At 66.4% G+C, this 17,682-nt stretch carries 20 protein-coding genes; 15 read left to right on the top strand and 5 right to left on the bottom strand.

The genetic code is table 11. From position 1 onward, the window contains the following. The first annotated feature begins 85 nt into the window (after positions 1-85). Positions 86-688: a TetR/AcrR family transcriptional regulator gene (locus ACFU3E_RS15410; RefSeq protein WP_384157098.1), complete on the top strand. Its 603-nt coding sequence runs from the start codon at positions 86-88 to the stop codon at positions 686-688. A 94-nt stretch (positions 689-782) separates the two neighbouring features. Continuing rightward, complete coding sequence (locus ACFU3E_RS15405; RefSeq protein WP_384157095.1) at positions 783-3,008, top strand: MMPL family transporter; 2,226 nt, start codon at positions 783-785, stop codon at positions 3,006-3,008. Positions 3,009-3,068: 60 nt separating this feature from the next. On the opposite strand, the gene ACFU3E_RS15400 is transcribed toward ACFU3E_RS15405, so the two are convergent. Beyond that, entirely contained in the window at positions 3,069-3,539 is a 471-nt protein-coding gene (locus ACFU3E_RS15400) for an ATP-binding protein (RefSeq protein WP_384157092.1), read from the bottom strand. Here ACFU3E_RS15400 and ACFU3E_RS15395 point away from each other — a divergent pair. Further along, the gene (locus ACFU3E_RS15395) at positions 3,538-4,383 is read left to right on the top strand and encodes a helix-turn-helix domain-containing protein (protein WP_384157089.1); all 846 of its coding nucleotides are present in this window, start codon (positions 3,538-3,540) and stop codon (positions 4,381-4,383) included. The genes ACFU3E_RS15400 and ACFU3E_RS15395 overlap by 2 nt on opposite strands. Further along, the gene (locus tag ACFU3E_RS15390) at positions 4,380-4,565 is read left to right on the top strand and encodes a DUF397 domain-containing protein (RefSeq protein WP_384157086.1); all 186 of its coding nucleotides are present in this window, start codon (positions 4,380-4,382) and stop codon (positions 4,563-4,565) included. The genes ACFU3E_RS15395 and ACFU3E_RS15390 overlap by 4 nt, the downstream gene beginning before the upstream one ends. A 21-nt stretch (positions 4,566-4,586) precedes the next feature. On the opposite strand, the gene ACFU3E_RS15385 is transcribed toward ACFU3E_RS15390, so the two are convergent. After that, the gene (locus ACFU3E_RS15385; RefSeq protein WP_384157083.1) at positions 4,587-5,729 is read right to left on the bottom strand and encodes a glutathione-independent formaldehyde dehydrogenase; all 1,143 of its coding nucleotides are present in this window, start codon (positions 5,727-5,729) and stop codon (positions 4,587-4,589) included. A gap of 90 nt (positions 5,730-5,819) precedes the next feature. On the opposite strand from ACFU3E_RS15385, the gene ACFU3E_RS15380 reads away from it, so the two are divergent. From ACFU3E_RS15380 to ACFU3E_RS15365, 4 genes are all read left to right on the top strand, one after another. After that, on the top strand, positions 5,820-6,005 hold the full coding sequence (locus ACFU3E_RS15380) for a hypothetical protein (protein WP_102910814.1): 186 nt from the start codon (positions 5,820-5,822) through the stop codon (positions 6,003-6,005). A 44-nt stretch (positions 6,006-6,049) separates the two neighbouring features. Then, positions 6,050-6,565: a YbaK/EbsC family protein gene (locus ACFU3E_RS15375; RefSeq protein WP_384157079.1), complete on the top strand. Its 516-nt coding sequence runs from the start codon at positions 6,050-6,052 to the stop codon at positions 6,563-6,565. Next, on the top strand, positions 6,562-7,449 hold the full coding sequence (locus ACFU3E_RS15370) for an EamA family transporter (protein ID WP_384157076.1): 888 nt from the start codon (positions 6,562-6,564) through the stop codon (positions 7,447-7,449). Before ACFU3E_RS15375 ends, ACFU3E_RS15370 begins: the two co-directional genes overlap by 4 nt. Before the next feature lie 98 nt (positions 7,450-7,547). Further along, complete coding sequence (locus tag ACFU3E_RS15365; RefSeq protein ID WP_384157073.1) at positions 7,548-8,387, top strand: macro domain-containing protein; 840 nt, start codon at positions 7,548-7,550, stop codon at positions 8,385-8,387. 74 nt (positions 8,388-8,461) lie between these two features. On the opposite strand, the gene ACFU3E_RS15360 is transcribed toward ACFU3E_RS15365, so the two are convergent. Beyond that, positions 8,462-9,421: a hypothetical protein gene (locus ACFU3E_RS15360; protein ID WP_384157070.1), complete on the bottom strand. Its 960-nt coding sequence runs from the start codon at positions 9,419-9,421 to the stop codon at positions 8,462-8,464. Positions 9,422-9,682: 261 nt separating this feature from the next. Here ACFU3E_RS15360 and ACFU3E_RS15355 point away from each other — a divergent pair, with 261 nt between their 5' ends. Both ACFU3E_RS15355 and ACFU3E_RS15350 read left to right on the top strand, forming a co-directional pair. Next, complete coding sequence (locus ACFU3E_RS15355) at positions 9,683-10,567, top strand: hypothetical protein (protein WP_384157067.1); 885 nt, start codon at positions 9,683-9,685, stop codon at positions 10,565-10,567. Positions 10,568-10,761: 194 nt separating this feature from the next. After that, positions 10,762-11,676 (top strand): phosphotransferase enzyme family protein, encoded by a 915-nt coding sequence (locus ACFU3E_RS15350; protein WP_384157064.1) that lies wholly within the window; start codon positions 10,762-10,764, stop codon positions 11,674-11,676. A gap of 4 nt (positions 11,677-11,680) precedes the next feature. On the opposite strand, the gene ACFU3E_RS15345 is transcribed toward ACFU3E_RS15350, so the two are convergent. Continuing rightward, positions 11,681-13,057: a sporulation protein gene (locus tag ACFU3E_RS15345; protein WP_384157061.1), complete on the bottom strand. Its 1,377-nt coding sequence runs from the start codon at positions 13,055-13,057 to the stop codon at positions 11,681-11,683. Between the two features lie 210 nt (positions 13,058-13,267). Between ACFU3E_RS15345 and ACFU3E_RS15340 the strand changes: the two genes are divergently transcribed. Together ACFU3E_RS15340 and ACFU3E_RS15335 are read left to right on the top strand one after the other, a co-directional pair. Next, a complete protein-coding gene (locus ACFU3E_RS15340; RefSeq protein WP_384157058.1) occupies positions 13,268-13,834 on the top strand; it encodes an ATP-binding protein in 567 nt (188 codons plus the stop codon). A gap of 322 nt (positions 13,835-14,156) precedes the next feature. Further along, positions 14,157-14,456, top strand: coding sequence for a hypothetical protein (locus ACFU3E_RS15335; protein WP_384157055.1), 300 nt, complete (start codon positions 14,157-14,159; stop codon positions 14,454-14,456). A 410-nt stretch (positions 14,457-14,866) separates the two neighbouring features. Here ACFU3E_RS15335 and ACFU3E_RS15330 read toward each other — a convergent pair whose 3' ends face one another. Continuing rightward, entirely contained in the window at positions 14,867-15,646 is a 780-nt protein-coding gene (locus ACFU3E_RS15330) for a GntR family transcriptional regulator (RefSeq protein ID WP_384157052.1), read from the bottom strand. Positions 15,647-15,810: 164 nt separating this feature from the next. Between ACFU3E_RS15330 and ACFU3E_RS15325 the strand changes: the two genes are divergently transcribed. From ACFU3E_RS15325 to ACFU3E_RS15315, 3 genes are read left to right on the top strand one after another with little or no spacing between them, the layout of a single operon-like run. Next, positions 15,811-16,161 (top strand): hypothetical protein, encoded by a 351-nt coding sequence (locus ACFU3E_RS15325; RefSeq protein WP_384157049.1) that lies wholly within the window; start codon positions 15,811-15,813, stop codon positions 16,159-16,161. Continuing rightward, positions 16,161-17,462, top strand: a complete 1,302-nt coding sequence (locus ACFU3E_RS15320) for an FtsK/SpoIIIE domain-containing protein (RefSeq protein WP_384157046.1) — start codon at positions 16,161-16,163, stop codon at positions 17,460-17,462. The genes ACFU3E_RS15325 and ACFU3E_RS15320 overlap by 1 nt, the downstream gene beginning before the upstream one ends. Further along, positions 17,459-17,656, top strand: coding sequence for a hypothetical protein (locus ACFU3E_RS15315; RefSeq protein ID WP_136207521.1), 198 nt, complete (start codon positions 17,459-17,461; stop codon positions 17,654-17,656). Before ACFU3E_RS15320 ends, ACFU3E_RS15315 begins: the two co-directional genes overlap by 4 nt. Positions 17,657-17,682: the final 26 nt, after the last annotated feature.

Genomic DNA, 17,682 nt, shown 5'->3' with positions numbered 1-17,682 from the left:
GTACGAAACCGTTTCGTTTTCATGAGAGGTGCGCTACATTCGTGACGTACGAAACCGTGTCGTTCGGAGCAGGAAGGTGAGAGAGATGGCTGAGGTCGCCACCGCGCGTCGCAGTCGGATCACCCCCGAGCGTGAGGCCGAGCTGTACGCGGCCGTGCTCGACCTGCTTCGCGAAGTCGGCTACGACGCCCTCACCATGGACGCCGTGGCCGCCCGCACCCGGTCCAGCAAGGCCACGCTCTACCGCCAGTGGGGCGGCAAGGCCCAGCTGGTCGTCAAGGCGCTCCGCCACATCAAGCCGGTGAAGAACGTCGATGAGATCGACACCGGCTCGCTGCGCGGCGACTTCCACGCCCTCATGGAGCGCGCGGACGACGCCGAGATGGAGCAGAACGGCGCGCTGATGCGGGGCCTGGCCACGGCGATGCACGCCAATCCGGACCTCCACAGCGAGTTCAAGAGCCAGATCATCGAGCCGGAGATCGCGGACTCGCGCCGCGTGCTCCAGCGCGCCGTCGACCGGGGCGAGGTCCGCGCGGACTGCCCCGCGCTGGAGTTCGTGGTGCACATGATGCTCGGCGCCTTCGTCACCTGCGCGGTCCTTGAGGACAAGCCGCCGACGGCGGCATTCCTCACCTCGTACATCGACGCCGTGGTCCTCCCCGCCCTCGGCGTACCCACCGAGTAGTCCCCAGCCAGCCCCTACCTGACGTCTCCGCTCATGTCGTCGGGCTGATCACCCCTGCCCTGAAGACCCCACGACTGACCGGGAGTACGCCCTCGTGGCCACATTCCTCTACAAACTCGGCCGGCTCTCGTTCCGGCGGCGGCACTTCGCCGCCCTGATATGGGTGGCCCTGCTGACCCTCGCCGGTGTCGGCGCGGCCAGTGCCCCCGCCGCGGGCAACAGCTCGTTCTCCATCCCCGGCACCGAGGCCCAGAAGGCCTTCGACCTGCTGGAGCAGCGCTTCCCCGGCACGAGCGCCGACGGGGCCACCGCACGCGTCGTCTTCAAGGCGCCGAGCGGCGAGAAGATGACCGACCCCGGCAACAAGGCGACGGTCCAGGACACGGTGAAGGAGCTGTCCGACGGCTCCGAGGTCGTCCGCGTGACCGACCCGTACCAGGCGAAGGCCGTCAGCAAGGACGGCACGATCGCGTACGCGCAGGTGTCGTACAAGGTCTCCGGCATGGAGCTGGACGACGCCGCGAAGGAGGCCCTGGAGGACAGCGCGCAGGACGCGCGGAAGGCCGGGCTGACCGTCGAGATCGGCGGTGACGCGCTCCAGGCCGTTCCGCACACCGGCTCCAGCGAGATCATCGGCATCGCGGTCGCCGCGGTCGTCCTCGTCATCACCTTCGGCTCGCTGGTCGCGGCCGGACTGCCACTGCTGACCGCGCTCATCGGCGTGGGCATCGGCGTCTCCGCGATCACGGGCCTGGCCAGTGCGCTGGACCTGGGCACGACCACCTCCACCCTCGCGATGATGATCGGCCTGGCGGTCGGCATCGACTACGCGCTGTTCATCGTCTCCCGCTACCGCGCCGAACTGGCCGAGGGCCGCGAGCGCGAGGAGGCGGCGGGCCGGGCCGTCGGCACGGCGGGATCCGCGGTGGTCTTCGCGGGTCTGACGGTGGTGATCGCCCTGGTCGGCCTGTCCGTCGTCAACATCCCGATGCTGACGAAGATGGGCGTCGCGGCGGCGGGCACGGTGGCCATCGCCGTGCTGATCGCCCTGACGATGATCCCGGCACTGCTCGGATACGCGGGCCGGAAGGTGAAGCCGATGGGGGAGAAGGGCAAGCTCCTCGGCCGGGCGAAGCCGCAGGGCGAGACGGCCGAGCCGGTCAAGCAGGCCAAGCCGAACCTGGGCACGCGCTGGGCGAGCTTCGTCGTCCGCCGCCCGATCGCGGTCCTGCTGCTCGGCGTCATCGGCCTCGGCGCGGCGGCCGTCCCGGCGACGAGCCTGGAACTGGGCCTGCCCGACGACGGCTCCCAGCCGACCTCCACCACCCAGCGCCGCGCCTACGACCTGCTGTCCGAAGGCTTCGGGCCGGGCTTCAACGGCCCGCTGATGGTCGTCGTCGACGCCAAGGGCAGTGACGACCCGAAGGCGGTCTTCACCGAGACCGGCGACGAGATCAAGGGCCTGAAGGACGTCGTGACGGTGACGCCCGCGCAGCCCAACAAGGCCGGCGACACCGCCACCATCACCGTGATCCCCGGCTCCAAGCCGTCCTCCGTCACGACGGAGAACCTGGTGCACGGCATCCGGGACGCGGGCGCGGACATCAAGGCCGACACGGACGCGAACGTCCTGGTAACCGGCAGCACGGCGATGAACATCGACGTCAGCCAGAAGCTCAACGACGCGCTGGTGCCGTATCTGGTGCTGGTCGTCGGCCTGGCCTTCCTCCTGCTGATCGTGGTCTTCCGCTCGATCCTGGTCCCGCTGAAGGCGGCCCTCGGCTTCCTGCTGTCGGTGATGGCGGCCCTCGGCGCGGTCGTCGCGGTCTTCCAGTGGGGCTGGCTGTCCGGCCTGATGGGCGTGGAGCAGACCGGGCCGGTCATGTCGATGATGCCGATCTTCATGGTCGGCGTGGTCTTCGGGCTGGCGATGGACTACGAGGTGTTCCTCGTGACCCGGATGCGGGAGGCCTACGTCCACGGTGAGAAGCCCGCCCAGGCCGTGGTCACCGGGTTCCGGCACGGCGCCCGGGTCGTCACCGCCGCCGCGGTCATCATGATGGCCGTCTTCGCCGGCTTCATCGGCTCGTCCGAGTCGATGGTCAAGATGATCGGCTTCGGCCTGGCGATCGCGGTCTTCTTCGACGCGTTCGTCGTCCGCATGGCCATCGTCCCGGCCGTCCTGGCCCTCCTCGGCCGCAAGGCCTGGTGGCTGCCCAAGTGGCTCGACCGCGCGCTGCCCAACGTGGACGTGGAGGGCGAGGGCCTGCGCGCCGCCTCCGGCGACGACGGCGGCGACAGGGAACTGGTCCGCGTCTGACCGCTCGCGAGAGACCGGCCGGTGAGGGCACCGTGGGGACGGTGCGCCCTCACCGGCCTTTCACTTGGGCACGTCGACTTCGGCCCACACCGTCTTGCGCGGGTGCGGGCCCGGTGTCACGCCCCAACGGTCGGAGAGGGTGTCCACGACGGGGAGGCCCCGGCCGGTGGTGGCGTCCGGGGCCGGCCGGGTGGGGTGGGGAAGCCGGTCACCGCGCGTGTCCGTGACCTCGATACGGAGGGTGCCGCCGACGACGTAGAGCGTCAGCCGGAAGTCCCGGCCGGGGACGCGCCCGTGGGTGGCGGCGTTGGTCGCGAGCTCGGCGACGGTCTGCTCGGCAGGGCCCAAGGGCAGCCCCCACGAGCGGAGGTGCTCCGTGGCGAGGAGACGGGTGAGCCGGGCTCCCCGGGGTCTGCGCGCAGTGATCAGCGGCAGCAGGTGTGCGTACCGCGACTGTCCGGAGCTTGTCTCGTGCTGTCTCGGCTGTCCCGGTCGTTGTACGGGTACGGCTGCGCGATGGAGGTGGGGCATGAACGAGGTTGTGGACGAGGCCGGTTGGGATGTCGAGCCGGGGGACGAGATCGAGCCGCTGGTCCAGGCGGTGGGGAAGCTGCTGAAGGTCTGCCGGGAGGCGGCGGGGATGCGGGTCGCCGACCTGGGCGAGGTGCTCGGCTACGGCGAGGACATGATCCGCAAGATGGAACGAGGCACGCGGATTCCCCGACCGGAGTGCCTGGACAGGGCGGACCAGGTGCTGAACGCCCAGGGGCATCTGAGGGCGTTCACGAAGGACATGGAGAGGGCCCGGTATCCGAAGAGGGTGCGGGAGCTGGCGCAGTTGGAGGAGCGGGCGGTGGAGATGCTGCTCTACAGCAACCACAACATCCACGGACTGCTCCAGACGCCGGAGTACGCGATGGCGTTGTTCGAGATGCACCAGCCCGCTTACGCGCCGAGCGAGGTCGAGCGGGGAGTGGCCGCGCGTGCGGCCCGGAAGTCGGTCTTCGAGCGGGAGCCCGCTCCCACGCTCAGTTTCGTCCAGGAGCAGGTGACGCTGGAACGCCCTCACGGTGGGAAGATGGTCCTGCGTCGACAGCTCGAATACCTTCTGGAGGTAGGGCAGTTGAGGAACGTCATGCTCCAGGTCATGCCAACCGACCGCGAGGAGCACGCGGGAGTCCAAGGCTTGATCGAGGTGCTGAAGTTCGCCGATGGCACGGCGATCGGACGTTCCGAAGGCGCGTTCAACGGCCGCCCGGTCTCAAGTCCTCGGGATCTTCGTATCCTTGAGTTGCGCTATGGAATGATCCGGGCGCAGGCTCTCACGCCGAGGGAGTCGCTGGCCTTCATCGAGCGGCAGCTGGGAGAACTATGAGTGTCCCGGAACTCCACTGGTTCAAGAGCAGCTACAGCAGCAGCAGCGACATAAACGACTGCGTAGAGGTCGCCCTCACCCCCGCCATGACCCACGTCCGGGACTCCAAGACCCCGAAGACTCCCCACGTGACGGTCGCCTCCGCCACGTGGGAGTCGTTCCTCGCGTACGTCACCGACTGACAGCCGCCCCGGGCGGGCCTCCTACGCCGCCTGTGGGTGGAGGACCACCTTCGTGTAGCCCTCGACGCGCTTGTCGAACTTCTCGTATGCCGACGACGCCTGGTCGAGCGGCAGTTCGTGCGAGACGACGAAGCTGGGCTTCGCGCGATCCTCGATGATCATGTCCCGCAGGTGGCGGTTGTACCGCTTGACGTTGCACTGCCCGGTGCCCATGCGGAGCCCCTTCTCGAAGAGGCGTCCGACGGCGACCATGAGCATGCCCTTCTTGGACTGCTCGTCCGGACCGCCCGGGTCGCTCGGGACGTACAGGCCGGGCACTCCGAGAGCACCCGTCGGCCGGACCGTCTCGACCAGGGAGTTCAGTACGATCGCCGGTTCCTCACGGTCCTCGCCCTGTGCCTGGGCCTGGTAGCCCACGGCGTCGATGCCCTTGTCCGTCCCCTCGCCGCCGGTCTGCTCCTTGATCTGCCCGGCCGGGCTGCCCTGGGTGAAGTCGATCGGGATCGCGCCGATCTCCCGGGCCTTCTGGAGACGTTCCGCCACCCGGTCGACCACGAACACCTTGCTCGCACCGCGCAGCATCGCGGAGTAGGCGGCCATCAGCCCGACCGGACCGGCGCCGTAGACGGCGACCGAGTCACCGGGGCGCACGTCGGCCAGTTCGTTGCCGTGGTAGCCCGTCGGGAAGATGTCCGCGAGCAGGACGAAGTCGGTCTCCTTCTCGGTGCCCTCCGGGAGCTTGAGGCAGTTGAAGTCGGCGTACGGGACCCGTACGTACTCCGCCTGGCCGCCCGTGTAGGGGCCCATGGCGACATAGCCGTAGGCGCCGCCGGCGAAGCCCGGGTTCACCGTCAGGCAGAAGCCCGTGAAGCCCGCCGAACAGTTCTTGCAGAACCCGCAGGCCACATTGAACGGCATGACCACCCGGTCGCCCTTGCTGAGGGTGGTGACCCCCTCTCCTGTCTCCTCGATCACCCCGAGGTTCTCGTGGCCGAACACGATGCCCGGCTCCGCGGCCGTGCGGCCCTCGTACATGTGCAGGTCGGAGCCGCAGATGGCCGTTGACGTGACCCGGACGAGCGCATCGTTCGGGTGCTGAATCCGTGGATCCTCCACTTGCTCGATCGCTACCTCGAAGGGCCCCTTGTATACGACAGCCCTCATCGTCAAGCACCTCCGTCTGTGCCGTGGCTCATATACCAGGCTGGTGCATGATGAGACGATTTGCACCTAGAGGAGAAAGGAAGTAGGGCTTTGTCTCGTCGTATAGGCACCCTTCTCGTGGCGGTCTCCGGACTGTCCGGCACCACCTACCCCGTCGGGACCCGCGTGGCCATCCAGGGCACCGGCGGATCCGTCGACGGCTTCGTCGACGGTGACTGGCTGCCGCTCGCCTGGTGGGAGTTCGCGGACGTCCGGCCGGAGGACGCCACCGGCTGAAACGGCTTCGCGTGTCCCGTACACCTACCGCTAGCGTGCACGGCATGACGACGACAGCCGCCACTGACGCTGAGGGCTCAGGAGCCCACCCCCGTTTCGCCGAGGCCCTGCGGGAGCTCGGGCTCGGGGATCTCGTGAGCAAGGTCCGACGGTTTCCCGATGCCACCCGTACCGCCTCCGAGGCCGCCGCCGCGGTCGGGTGCGAGCTGAGCCAGATCTGCAAGTCGCTGATCTTCGCCGCGGACGGGGTTCCGGTGCTCGTGCTCATGGACGGGGCTTCCCGCGTCGACCTGGAGCTCGTCCGCAAGGAGCTCGGCGCCGACAAGGTCACCCGGGCCAAGGTGGACGTCGTGCGGGAGACCACCGGGTACGCCATCGGCGGGGTGCCGCCCTTCGGGCACCGGACCAGGACCCGCGTGCTCGCCGACCGCTCCCTGCTGGAGCACGACGTCGTCTGGGCCGCGGCTGGTACGCCGTACACGGTCTTCCCCATGGCCCCCGAGGACCTCGTCACCCACGCCGACGGCACTTTGGTGGACGTGCGCGAGCGCACCCTGTGACCCCTTTGGTCACCGCTGCCGTTCTGCTCGCCGCCGTCACCCACGCCAGCTGGAACGCCATCGCCCACAAGATCACCGACAAGCTGGCCGGGTTCGCGCTGATCTCGGGCGGCGGCGTCCTGATCGGGCTGGCCCTCGCGCCCTTCGTGGCGTTCCCGGCGGTCGGGGCGTGGCCGTATCTGCTCGCCTCCGCCGCCGTCCACGTCGCCTACTACGCCCTGCTGATGAAGTCCTTCCGGCTGGGGGACTTCGGGCAGGCCTATCCCATCGCCCGGGGCACCGCGCCCCTCGTCGTGACCCTGCTCGCCGCCCTCTTCGCCCACGAGGTGCCCGACGGGTGGGCCGCCGCCGGAATCGCCCTGTCGTGCGCCGGGCTGACCGGCGTCGCCCTGTGGGGACTGCGCGGGCGGCGGCCCGACTGGGCGGCGATCGGGGCGGCCCTGGCGACCGGGCTGACCATAGCGGTGTACACCGTCGTGGACGGGCTGGGCGTGCGGGCCTCCGGGTCCTCCCTCGGCTACATCGCCTGGCTCATGGCGGTCCAGGGGGTCGTCATCCCGGCGTACGCAGCATGGCGCTGGCGCGGGAAAGCCCTCGCGCTGCTGCGGCCGTTCGCCGGGGTCGGGCTGCTCGGCGCCGCGCTGTCCGTCGCCGCCTACGCCCTCGTCCTGTGGGCGCAGACCAGGGCCGAGCTCGCCCCCATCGCGGCCCTGCGCGAGTCGTCAGTCAAGCTTTGCTCAGGCTGCGTTGCCCATGAGTATGAAGGCTGCCGAGCTCAGCGACCTTGCGCCCTCGTACATTTGCATCCCGTTGCCTCTGGGCTAGCCGCCGTTGACGGCCCGGTCCTTCCCGCTGTGCGTGAGCCTGCCGTCTGTTCAACGTGAGAGTCTCAGACCGCGTTCCTGGGGAGGCTCACCGCAGAAAACTGCGATGAACGAGAAAGCAGGGGGTGGTGCGTGTGCGACGGGGTGCGCGCGAAGTCATGCTCACTCGACAAGGCGTTGGTGCTATTGCGGCGGCATCGCTGGCCGCATTCGGTCTACTGAGTGCGGCATTTCAGGTGGCTCTCGCAGTATGGCCAAGTCTGACCCGACATGACATATGGATTTTAGTATTGCTGGCCAGCAGTTGTCTCGCCGCGGGAGTCTGGCATGCCTGGCCGAAATTCGAAACAGATCACAGGTATAGGTATCCGGATTTCGTGATCCAAGTAAAATGTGGAGACGTACTGGATGAGCCGGAGAATGTGATTATTGGCTTCACGGACACTTTTGATACCGACCTTGAGGGTGGGGTCGTAATCAGTCCTCGAAGTGTGCAGGGTCAGTTTCAAGAAAGATACTATATTGGCTCTACCGGAGATCTTGATTCTGATCTAAGTAGACGGCTGTCTGGCGTTCAGCTGAGTGCGTCAGAGGATGTCGATAATAAACGGAGGGGAAAGCGGGACCGATATCCAATAGGAACGACGGTAATGCTTGAGTGCTCAGGAAAACGATTCTATGCCGTAGCCTACGGGTACATGAGAAACGACTTGCGAGTTAGTTGCTCCGTGGATGCGCTCTGGGCGAGCCTCACGGCGGCTTGGAACTCAGTCCGGGTTCATGGCGGGCTCGATCCGGTAGCCATCCCTGTAATAGGATCGGAGTTGGCACGAGTGGGGTCGCTGGATCGAACAAGTCTGATAAAGATGATCGCTCTCTCGTTCGTTGCCTCATCGCGCGAGGAGATAGTATCTCGGAAATTGACTATCGTGGTGCATCCGAAAGATCGCCATGCTGTGAACTTGGTAGATGTAGAGAGGTTCCTTAGAACACTCTGACGGTAGCGGCGGTGAGGTCGGCACCGCCACTACCAGCGATTGCCCCGATTTCTGCTGAGGTGGGCTAGGCGAAGTTATACAAAGATTGCCATCGGCAAAATTTGAACCGCCGGGTACCTGACGAACGGTTCGTTAGACTGCAAGTTGAATCCCGGGATATTGGTCATGGCGTCGGTCACAGAACCTGACATGTCTTCCATTTTCCCCACGACACTTCGACGCGAAAGATTAATGGACTCGCCCTCACGTACCACGCGGGTGACCTTGCCCAAGACGATGAAGTCCCCCGAGCTGAGTTTTTCCGCAACGGCGGCGTCGTAGTATTCTGACGATACGGTCAGAACCGCCCTAACTCCTGATGCTGTTTCAAGAACTACGTCGTGAATGGGTGACGACTCCAACTCTTCCTTCATCTTCCTCATGAACCTCATCTCGATGCTTTGTTCGAACTGTCGGAACTGCTCTGCCATCTCGGCGTATGGATGCGCTTCTTTCTGGCCTGCCTGCTCGCGATTTTGCGGGTTCCCTGACTTGCGGCTCGCAGATTTTTGGGAGCGCTTTTCCTCAACACTTTGAGAAATGTCTCCCATATACGACATCGCCTGAGTGAAGATGGCCAGCATTTCTTCCAGTGGATTACCCGTGTACCGCCCTGAGAGCTTTACGAAAGTGCCGGGCGTGACCGCGGCCAACTGGTCTCGGTTCTCAAGTGCCAGGATTGCATCGTCCTGGTGAAGAAAAGCATATAGCCCATTGAACAGGCTGGCTGCGGTGTGGTGACGCGCCACTTTGGTCTCAGCAGTTTCGGCAACAGGGTGGCCGCCTTCCGTGCTAAGGGAGGATTCCAATCCCAGAAGCGCCCCCAAGGAAGGTAGCTTCATCTCGCCCTCGCGGTTTGGCTTTCCCGCTCGTAGCTTTTCCTTCTGGACGGTCTGCTCGCTGGATAGGTGCACCCCTCCCTCGAGGTAGGCAAGGAAACTAACCATCATCTGCACGTCGAGGTATAGGGGGTGAGCCAGTTCGTAGTCAGCCATGTCATTAGGCTTAGCACACACACGCTGTGACGTGCGGCTGTTTAGATGCAAGTCAGATCGAACGAAGGGGCCGGAAGGCTGGTGACGCAGCTGGTGGGGCGAATCGGGTAAATGCCCCACATGTGGCGGAAGGGGACCTCTGGGGGTGCCAGGCTCCCTCCCGAGGTGGCAACGTCAGCGTGACCTGGTCGATAGCGCGATTGCCCGCCTTTTCGGTGATGCGCCCCCTCGCTGTCAGTGCGTGCCCTTAGTCTGTTGTTCATGGCTCTGCAAACAATCACATTGAGCGTTTTGATCGCATCTCCGGGCGACACGGCCTCCGAGCGTGACCTCGTTGAGGATGTAATTCGTAGCTGGAACAGTGATCACACGCTGCGACGCAAGGTTCACATGCTGCCGTTGCGGTGGGAGTTGGACGCTGTTCCGATGATGGGGCGTAATGATGCCCAGCAGGAGATTAATGAGCAGTTTGCTGATGCGGCGGACATTGTAATTGCGGTATTCAATAGTCGTCTTGGTAAGGCGACTGCTCGTGCAGCCTCTGGCACGGCAGAGGAGATTCTCCGGGCTCGTGAACGTGGTGCTGTGGTTCATGTCTTCTTTTCCGAAGGTTCTGTGCCGCGCGACCATGATCCTGATCAGCTCAAAGCGCTAAAAGAATTCCGATTGGAAATGCAGGAGTACGGTCTGACGGGAACCTATGTCTCCCCAGACGACCTCGTCACCAAAGTGCGCAGAAGCCTAGAGCGTGACGCCTACGATTTGAGTGATCTGAGTCACGATGATGCTGAGGCTCCTGCCTCGGTTTCGGGAGCGATTTTGCGGTCCACTTATCTCTTCGATCGAGAGCCGGTGACCGATAATCGCGGGCGAGTGAAAATGAAGTCAGTGAGAGAACGCCTCCGCGTGGAGAATCTGGGCGACACGGTCGCAGAAGATGTAGAGCTGGAGCTTCGCTCTGCTGCGGAAGGGGAGGCTCCAATCGCGTTCGGAGACATGACGGCATCGAGCATCCTCCCTCGCTCGCACGTCGATTTTCCAGTAGCAGCAACGGGGCTAGGGTTCGCCTTGCAGGGGACCGTGGTACATCGGTGGACCGAGGCTGGAGAAGCTCACGAAGAGGAGCAGACGATCTCGTGGACCTAGAGGACTTCGACTGCTTTCGTACCGTCGTGGCCCGTAACTCTTCGCGATAGGTGGGTGATTGCGAAGCGGCCTCCAGTGGTCGCCAGGCCTTACTCGCTCGTAGGCGGGTAGCGTCAGCGTGTGTTCGGCGTGCGTCGGGTTGGTCACCCGTGACGCACCCGATTGATCGCGCGACTAGGGGAGCTGGTACGGGCATGGCGGTTGACGCTGCTCGATCGGACGAGGGGTTCACGTCGGCGGCGGTTACGCGGGTGATGGTTGCCGCGTGCCGGGCAGTGGGGCTCAACGACAGAGGCGCTGCGTTGATCCGGCTTGGTGAGAATGCGCTGTTCCGGCTGACTGAGGCACCGGTGATCGTCCGCGTGGCTCGGGGGCGGGAGTGGCTGCCAACGGCGCAGAAGGAAGTTGCAGTTGCCCGGTGGTTGGAAGAAGAGGGGGTGTGCGCGGCACGCATCGTGGAGGATGTGGAACAGCCCCTGCTGATCGACGGGCATCCGGTGACGTTCTGGCACCGGATCGTGGAGGGTGATCGGAAGGCTGCCTACGGGGAACTGGGGGCGGCGCTGCGTGACCTTCACTCGCTCAAGGCGCCGGCCAGGCTTGAGCTGCCTCGCTTTGACCCCTTCGGTAAGCAAGAGCTGCGGATCGATCGTGCGCCGATTCCCGAGGATGACCGGACGTTTCTGCGGAAGCGGTGGCGTGAACTGCAGGATCGGTATGCCGAGCTGAGGTTTGAGACTCCTCGGGGGCCGGTGCACGGGGATGCTCACGTGCAAAACCTGATGGTGGACGACCGAGGGCAGGTGGTGCTGATCGACTTCGAGGCCTTCTGCTACGACCACCCGGAGTGGGATTTGATGGTCACGGCCGTTGAGCATCACAGCCTTGGGTGGCAGAGCGACGAGCAGTACGCCGACTTCGTGAGCGCATATGGGCGGGACCTGCATGACTGGCCTGGGTACGAGACGCTGCGCGGTCTTCAGGAGTTCGGCATGACGACGTGGCTCATGCAGAACATCCGGGAGGACGAGAGGACGGCTGCTGAGTACCGCCGGCGTATCGCGGCGCTTCGTGATGATGCTGCTCCGCGGGACTGGCGTCCCTGGTAGGGGGCTACTCGTCGTCGTCCAGACGGGCCAGTGCATCGCGTACCTGGTCGTTGAAGGCGGCCACCACGGGGTTGCCCCCGTGTCCGCTGACCTCGGCCTGGAAGTCGGTGACGTAGCGCTGGAAGCGGTTTGACTGAAGGCTGTCGCCGCCGTCCACGGCCAGGCTGGCTGTCTGGACGGCGGGTTCCAGTTCGCCGTTGAGTAGCTGGCTCTGGGCGAGAACCATGCGGCAGAACCCGAGCGTGCGGGCGTACTTCGGGTCGGTACTGTCCACGGCCCGCTGCGCCTGCTCGATGGCTTCGCGGCGCATCTTGAGGTCGCGGAAGCAATGGCAGAGTTCGCCCATGAGTTCCGCTGAGTCGAAGTAGCCCAGCCATGCCGGGTCTTCTCCGGTGTCCGCGCGCTCGAAGTGGCGTTCCGCTTCGTTCATGGCGCGTCCTGCGGCGATTCGGTCGCCTGCGTTCGACAGGGCGCGTGCCTCCATGGCGGCGTAGTTCGCCATGGCACGTGGGGTGGCTCTGCCCTTGGCTCCCTCGACGGCGGCTCGGGCCAGTTGGATGGCCTGGGTGTGGTGGCCGAGGTAGTTGGCCTGGTGGCTGAGGTTGCCGAGAATGCGGGCGCCGAACATGCGGTCATCGATGACCTGAGACAGGCGCAGAGTGGAGGTCAGGTAGCGGTGGGCGAGTCTGTGGTTGCCGGTGTCGTACGCGGTCCATGCGAGGAGCTGGGACACCTCGGCGGCTGCGCCGTAGAGCGCGGTGCCAACCTTCTGGCTGTAGCTCGCGCTGAGCAGAGGGAGGACTTCGTGCCGGAAGTAGTGGCGTAAGGCGCGGTGGCCGTGGCCGCCTCCGTACTTGAAGTCGAGCTGCATGAACATGTCCGCTGCGTCTCGGATTGCCCGGACGTCGCGCATGCCGATTCTCTGGTGTGCCGGCCTGTCGGCCTGGATGCCGTCCGGCCTACTGATCATCCACGACAGGACGGTGGAACTCAGGTCTGCGTCAGCGACGATCAGACCTCGATCGTCCGGTGTGTCTTCGGCGCGTTCCTGGGCTAGTCCGTCAAGCATGGACAGCGCGTCGGGGACAGTGCGCGGGTAACCGACAGAGTCCGGGGTGGGCTGCTTCGCGTGATCGAAGAATCCGAGATCGCCGGGCGTGACGCGACGGTTCAGCTTGGCACTGAGGACATCAGCCATGATCGCTGCCGTCTGAGGCTGGATGCCTGCGCCGTCGCGCCAACGCTGGACGGCGACGTGAGTGGTTCCCAGGGGCACGCCGCGTTGCGTTGCGGCGTCCTTCATTCGTTTCGCAAGCCCTTTGTTCGAGACCTGCGCTTCGTTCATGACGGCGATCAGTTGCGCGTTCGGCTCTCGGCTCATGCTCCCCTGCCAACCCGAGAAATGACGGCGAGTGTTCATCGTGTCACAACGTGAGGGGTTGGGGGGTTCATTGGTGAACCCCCGCGGGTTTTGCCGGTGTTCATCTGAACCCCCCGGTGGACACTCCCGGTCAGACGCCGTTCGCCGTGTACTGGCTTCCGCGTAGCAAGTGGTCCGGGAAGGGGCCGTCGAAGCTGACAAGGGGACGTCATGGACGCGAGGAAAACGCGGCAGCGCGAGCACATGGGTGCGGAAATCGAGGCGTTCGCCCATTGGTTCGCGAAGCCTGATCTCTCCGCAGGGCACTTCTTGACTGTGACCCTCTTTGCGGAGGCCGCCGACTCGGCGCGCGTGGCGCGAGACATGACGGCCGTGTTCCTGCGGGGCGCAGGTGCGGATGCCATGGTGGACGACGCTCGGCTGATCGTCTCGGAACTGGTCGGCAACGTGGTGAATCACGTGGTGCCGGAACCTGCTCTGGCTCAGCCTGGCGGGTCCCGTCGTATGGACGTGAGCTTCAAGCTGTGGCCGAAGTGGCTCTTCATCGGGGTCACGGATGAGGACTCGACGCCGCCGCTCCTCCCTGTGGGAGATGTCTTCTCGCCTGGACTGATGGGTGAGCTGTCAGAGGCAGTGCTGCCCGACAACGGTCGAGGGCTGCTGATCGTTCAGCGGCTGGCGTCCGCTGTCTGGTGGACGCCGGGAGAGGGCGGCGGCAAGACGGTGTGGTGCCGCATGGATGTGGCCCAAGGAGCAGGGGCCGGCTCACCTCGTTGATCTCCGGGCCGTCGCCTCCCGAACACTCCTTCGCGATCAGGAGCGGAGCGACGGCCCGGACACCGGCCGGAGTCTGACCTCTCCGGCCCACGGGGCGCGGTCCCTTGCGAACTGTCTACCGGGTTCCCCACCCGGGCAAGGGGCCGCGCTTCACAACCTCATACCGAGACCGGACCACCCCCGCGCCTGGCAGCAACCGGGGTGGTCCGGGAGGGGACACAGCGTTCCCCGGTGCCCGATGGTACCGGGGTCGCTGTGCTGTCTACACGCCCCGGGCCACGAAGAGTTGATGATCCGTCGGTTAAGCGGATGGAGTGGCCAAGTGACTGGCGCGGGTGAGGATTGGCTGCGTGACGGCCTCGACGACATCGCGGACGCGGGGTCGGGTCTGTGGGTGCGTGGGGTCGATTACGTCGGGGGCTGGCGGTCGGCGCGTGAGTCTGCGGATCGGCTGAATCGTGCGCTCTTGGGCGCGGGCTTCGAGTTGTCCGCGGTGCGGGCCGTGGCGTCGGCGGACGATACGGGGCGCGGTGTGGTGCGTTTGGCGGGCCGGCCGGAGGCGGCGGATCGGCTCGCCGTGCTCCTGGAGGCGCTGGCTGGCCACGACGGCGGTGCGCGGTGATGGGCGCCGTGGTGGGTGGGCGGTGCGGGTGGGCACGTCGTCGGGTGGAGAGACTTTGGGCGGGAGCTGCCATGGGGCGAGTGAACAGGGGGCCTTACGCTCGCCCGGCGAATCGGGCAGGCACTGGTCCTGCCCGCGTTTGTGCCCGATGGGCCCCCTGTTCTTCGAGGCTCGCCCCATGGTGGCTGCCTAAAGTCTCGGAGCCCGGCGACCCTCAGCCGACCACGCCCCAGCCTCCGGCGGGCGGGCGTTGCCTCGACTCCTTGGCCGTGCTGCGGTGTCGGGCGTCGGGCGACCGGACGGGATCGGCGGTCACGCCGCATGCCCGGCCGGGGCGGCCGGGCGCCCCGGCGCGCCGCAGGCGCGCCCTTGAGGAAGTGAAGGTGGTTTCGACCGATCATCGTTGCCGGTCAGGTGTGGCGGCGTCGGGTGGGTTGTTTGTCGGCGGTGATCCGGTAGGCGGCTTCGGCGCGGTCGGCTCCGATGCGGAGTTCTTCGAGGATCAGCGGGCGGTCGTCGGTGCCGTGCGTGATGCGGGACAGGTGCAGGATCGGGGTCGCGTCCGGGAGCTGGAGCGTGACGCGCTCGTCGGGCACCGGCATGCGGGCGCGCACCGTCTCCGACCACCACAGCTTGTGCCCCGCCTTAGCAAGCGCGGCGTATGCCGCTGTCGGCTGCTGGCCAGGCTCCTTGGCAAGTGCCGGCACACTCTCGGCGACCTCGAAAGGGATCAGCATCCGGTGCATCGCCCGAGTGCCCGAGGCGGCGTCGGTCAGGAGACGGTCACAGCCGAACAGCTCCTCTTCCTCGCCCAGACCGAGGAGTCGCCCAGTCGCCTTCGTCGTGCGGGTGCGGTGCACGCTCGGTTCCTCGGCCTCGTCCCAGACGTCGCCGCCGGGCATGAAGAACTGACCGGCCGGAGCATGGCTGATGCGGCGATCCAAGCTGAGGGCGGGATGTCCGTCGCAGCGTACGAAGCTGCCCTTGCCGTGCCGGACGTCGATCAGTCCCTCTGCGCGCAGTGCTGCGATGGCGTTGCGGACGGTGGGGCGGGAGACCTGGTAGCGGGCCATGAGCTGCGCTTCGGACGGCAGCAGGGACTCGGGGGCGAACTCGCCCGACAGGATCGCTTCCCGGATGGCGGCGGCCACCTGTTGGTAGAGGGCTCCGGGGCGCTGGATCTCCGTCATCTCGGCATCTCCGGTTCGGTGTCGTAGGCACGTCGCACGCGCGACATCACTCGTCAGCATAAGTACTTGCACTCTCGCCGTACAGTGCTCCAGGCTTGTCACTCGTAAGGACAAGTGACGTCCGTATGGGTCGGGCGTCCTGATTGGCCAGGGAGGCCACAGAAATGCAGTCCATTCCCGTGGACACGACGCGGCTAGGCGTAATGCGCTGCGCCATCGCGCCGGAAGCAAAGCTCAGCAACCCCGAGACGCAAGAGGTGAAGAAGGACCGGGACGGCAACCCGGTCTACACCGTCGCCGTGACCGTGCGGCAGGACCGGCGGCGGATCTCCGTCATCGAGATCGCCGTGAGCGGTGAACCCAAGGGCATCCAAGAGGGCCAGATCGTCAAGGTGACCGGCCTGACGGCGTTCGCCTGGGCGATGGGCGACCGTCACGGCGTCAGCTTCCGTGCCGACGCCATCACCCCCGTACCCGCCACGGCGACGGCGCACGGCAAGGGCGGTGACGCCTGATGGAACCGATCCTGATCGCCTTCGCGCTGGCGGTGGTGGCGTGGCTGTTGGTCGTCGGTGACCTGGTGCGCCGCCACCGACCGGCCTGGCACTGGTACCTCACCGGATACCCGGTCACGGCATGGCGGGTGGCGTCGACCTGGCGGCGGGTCGCCCTGCTCAACGACCTCGCCGTGTCCCGGCTCCCGGCCCGCACGCTGGTCGGGCATCTGCTGGTCAAGGGCGACCCGGTGCGGCCGGTGGCCCCGCGGATCTCGTTCCCGCGCGCCACCCGTATGGGGCTGACGGTGGTGGTGCGGCTGCACGCGGGCCAGACCCCGGCCACCTACATGCAGGCGGCTGACGCGCTGGTCCACGCGTGGAAGGTCCACGCCGTGCGGGTCACCTCGCCGCAACGCGGCCTTGTGCTACTGACGGCCACGGCCATAGACCCGTTGGAGCGGCCCGGGTTAGCCAGCGCCCCGGCGGAACTGCTCTCCGCGCTGATCGGAGCGTTGGAGACGGGCGGGGCGTGGGTGATGAACCTGCGCCTGGTCCCGCACTGGCTCATCGTGGGGGCCACCCGCTCGGGCAAGTCGACCCTGCTCGCCCGGGTCATCACCCAACTCGCGCCCCAACCCGTCGCGCTGGTCGGCATCGACTGCAAGGGCGGTATGGAACTCGGCCTCTTCGCCTCGCGGCTGAGCGTGCTCGCCACATCGAGGCGCGAAGCGGTCGCCGTGCTGACGGCCCTGGTGGTCGACATGCAGGAGCGCATGAGCGCCTGCCGCACGGCCGGGGTGCGCTCCGTGTGGGAGCTGCCGGACAAGCTCCGGCCGGTGCCGGTCGTGGTCCTGGTGGACGAGATCGCGGAGCTGTACCTGTCCGACGGCACCCGGCAGAGCAAGGCGGAAGCAGAGCAGTGCTCGACGCTGCTGCTGCGGCTGGCGCAGCTCGGTGCCGCGCTCGGCCTGCACCTGGTGGTTGCCGGCCAACGCGTCGGATCCGACCTCGGCCCCGGCGTCACCGCTCTGCGTGCCCAGCTCGGCGGCCGGATCTGCCACCGCGTCAACGACCCCGGCACGGCAGAGATGACGTTGGGCGACCTCAACAAGGACGCCGTGGCAGTCGCACAGGCGATCACGGCTCAGGAACGCGGCGTGGCCGTGTGCACCCGCCCTGACGGCGGCTGGGCCCGTGCCCGATCCCACCTCACCCCCTCGGATGAGGCCGTGGCCACGGCCCGGAAGCACTCCGGCATGACCCCCGAACTCCCCGCCATAGAGCGCGCCCTGGTGGCGCTGGAAGGAGACGTCAAGTGATCAGCGAAGGTACGGCGTTCACGTTCGCGGTGGTCTTCGGGATCATCACCGTCCTCCTCGTCCGCTCCCGCGACGTACGCGGCTGGGAAGCGGTCTGCGTCGGCCTCTTCGGCCTCTACCTCGGCCAGACCCCCGTCCTGTTCACCATCCACGGCTTCGTCACCTGGGCCGTCAGCGGCTTCTCCCACACCTGAGAGACAAGGACCCCTCCATGACCATG

This window comes from Streptomyces sp. NPDC057424 (assembly GCF_042803315.1).
GTDB lineage: Bacteria > Actinomycetota > Actinomycetes > Streptomycetales > Streptomycetaceae > Streptomyces.
This window is presented reverse-complemented; position numbering and strand designations above follow the sequence as displayed.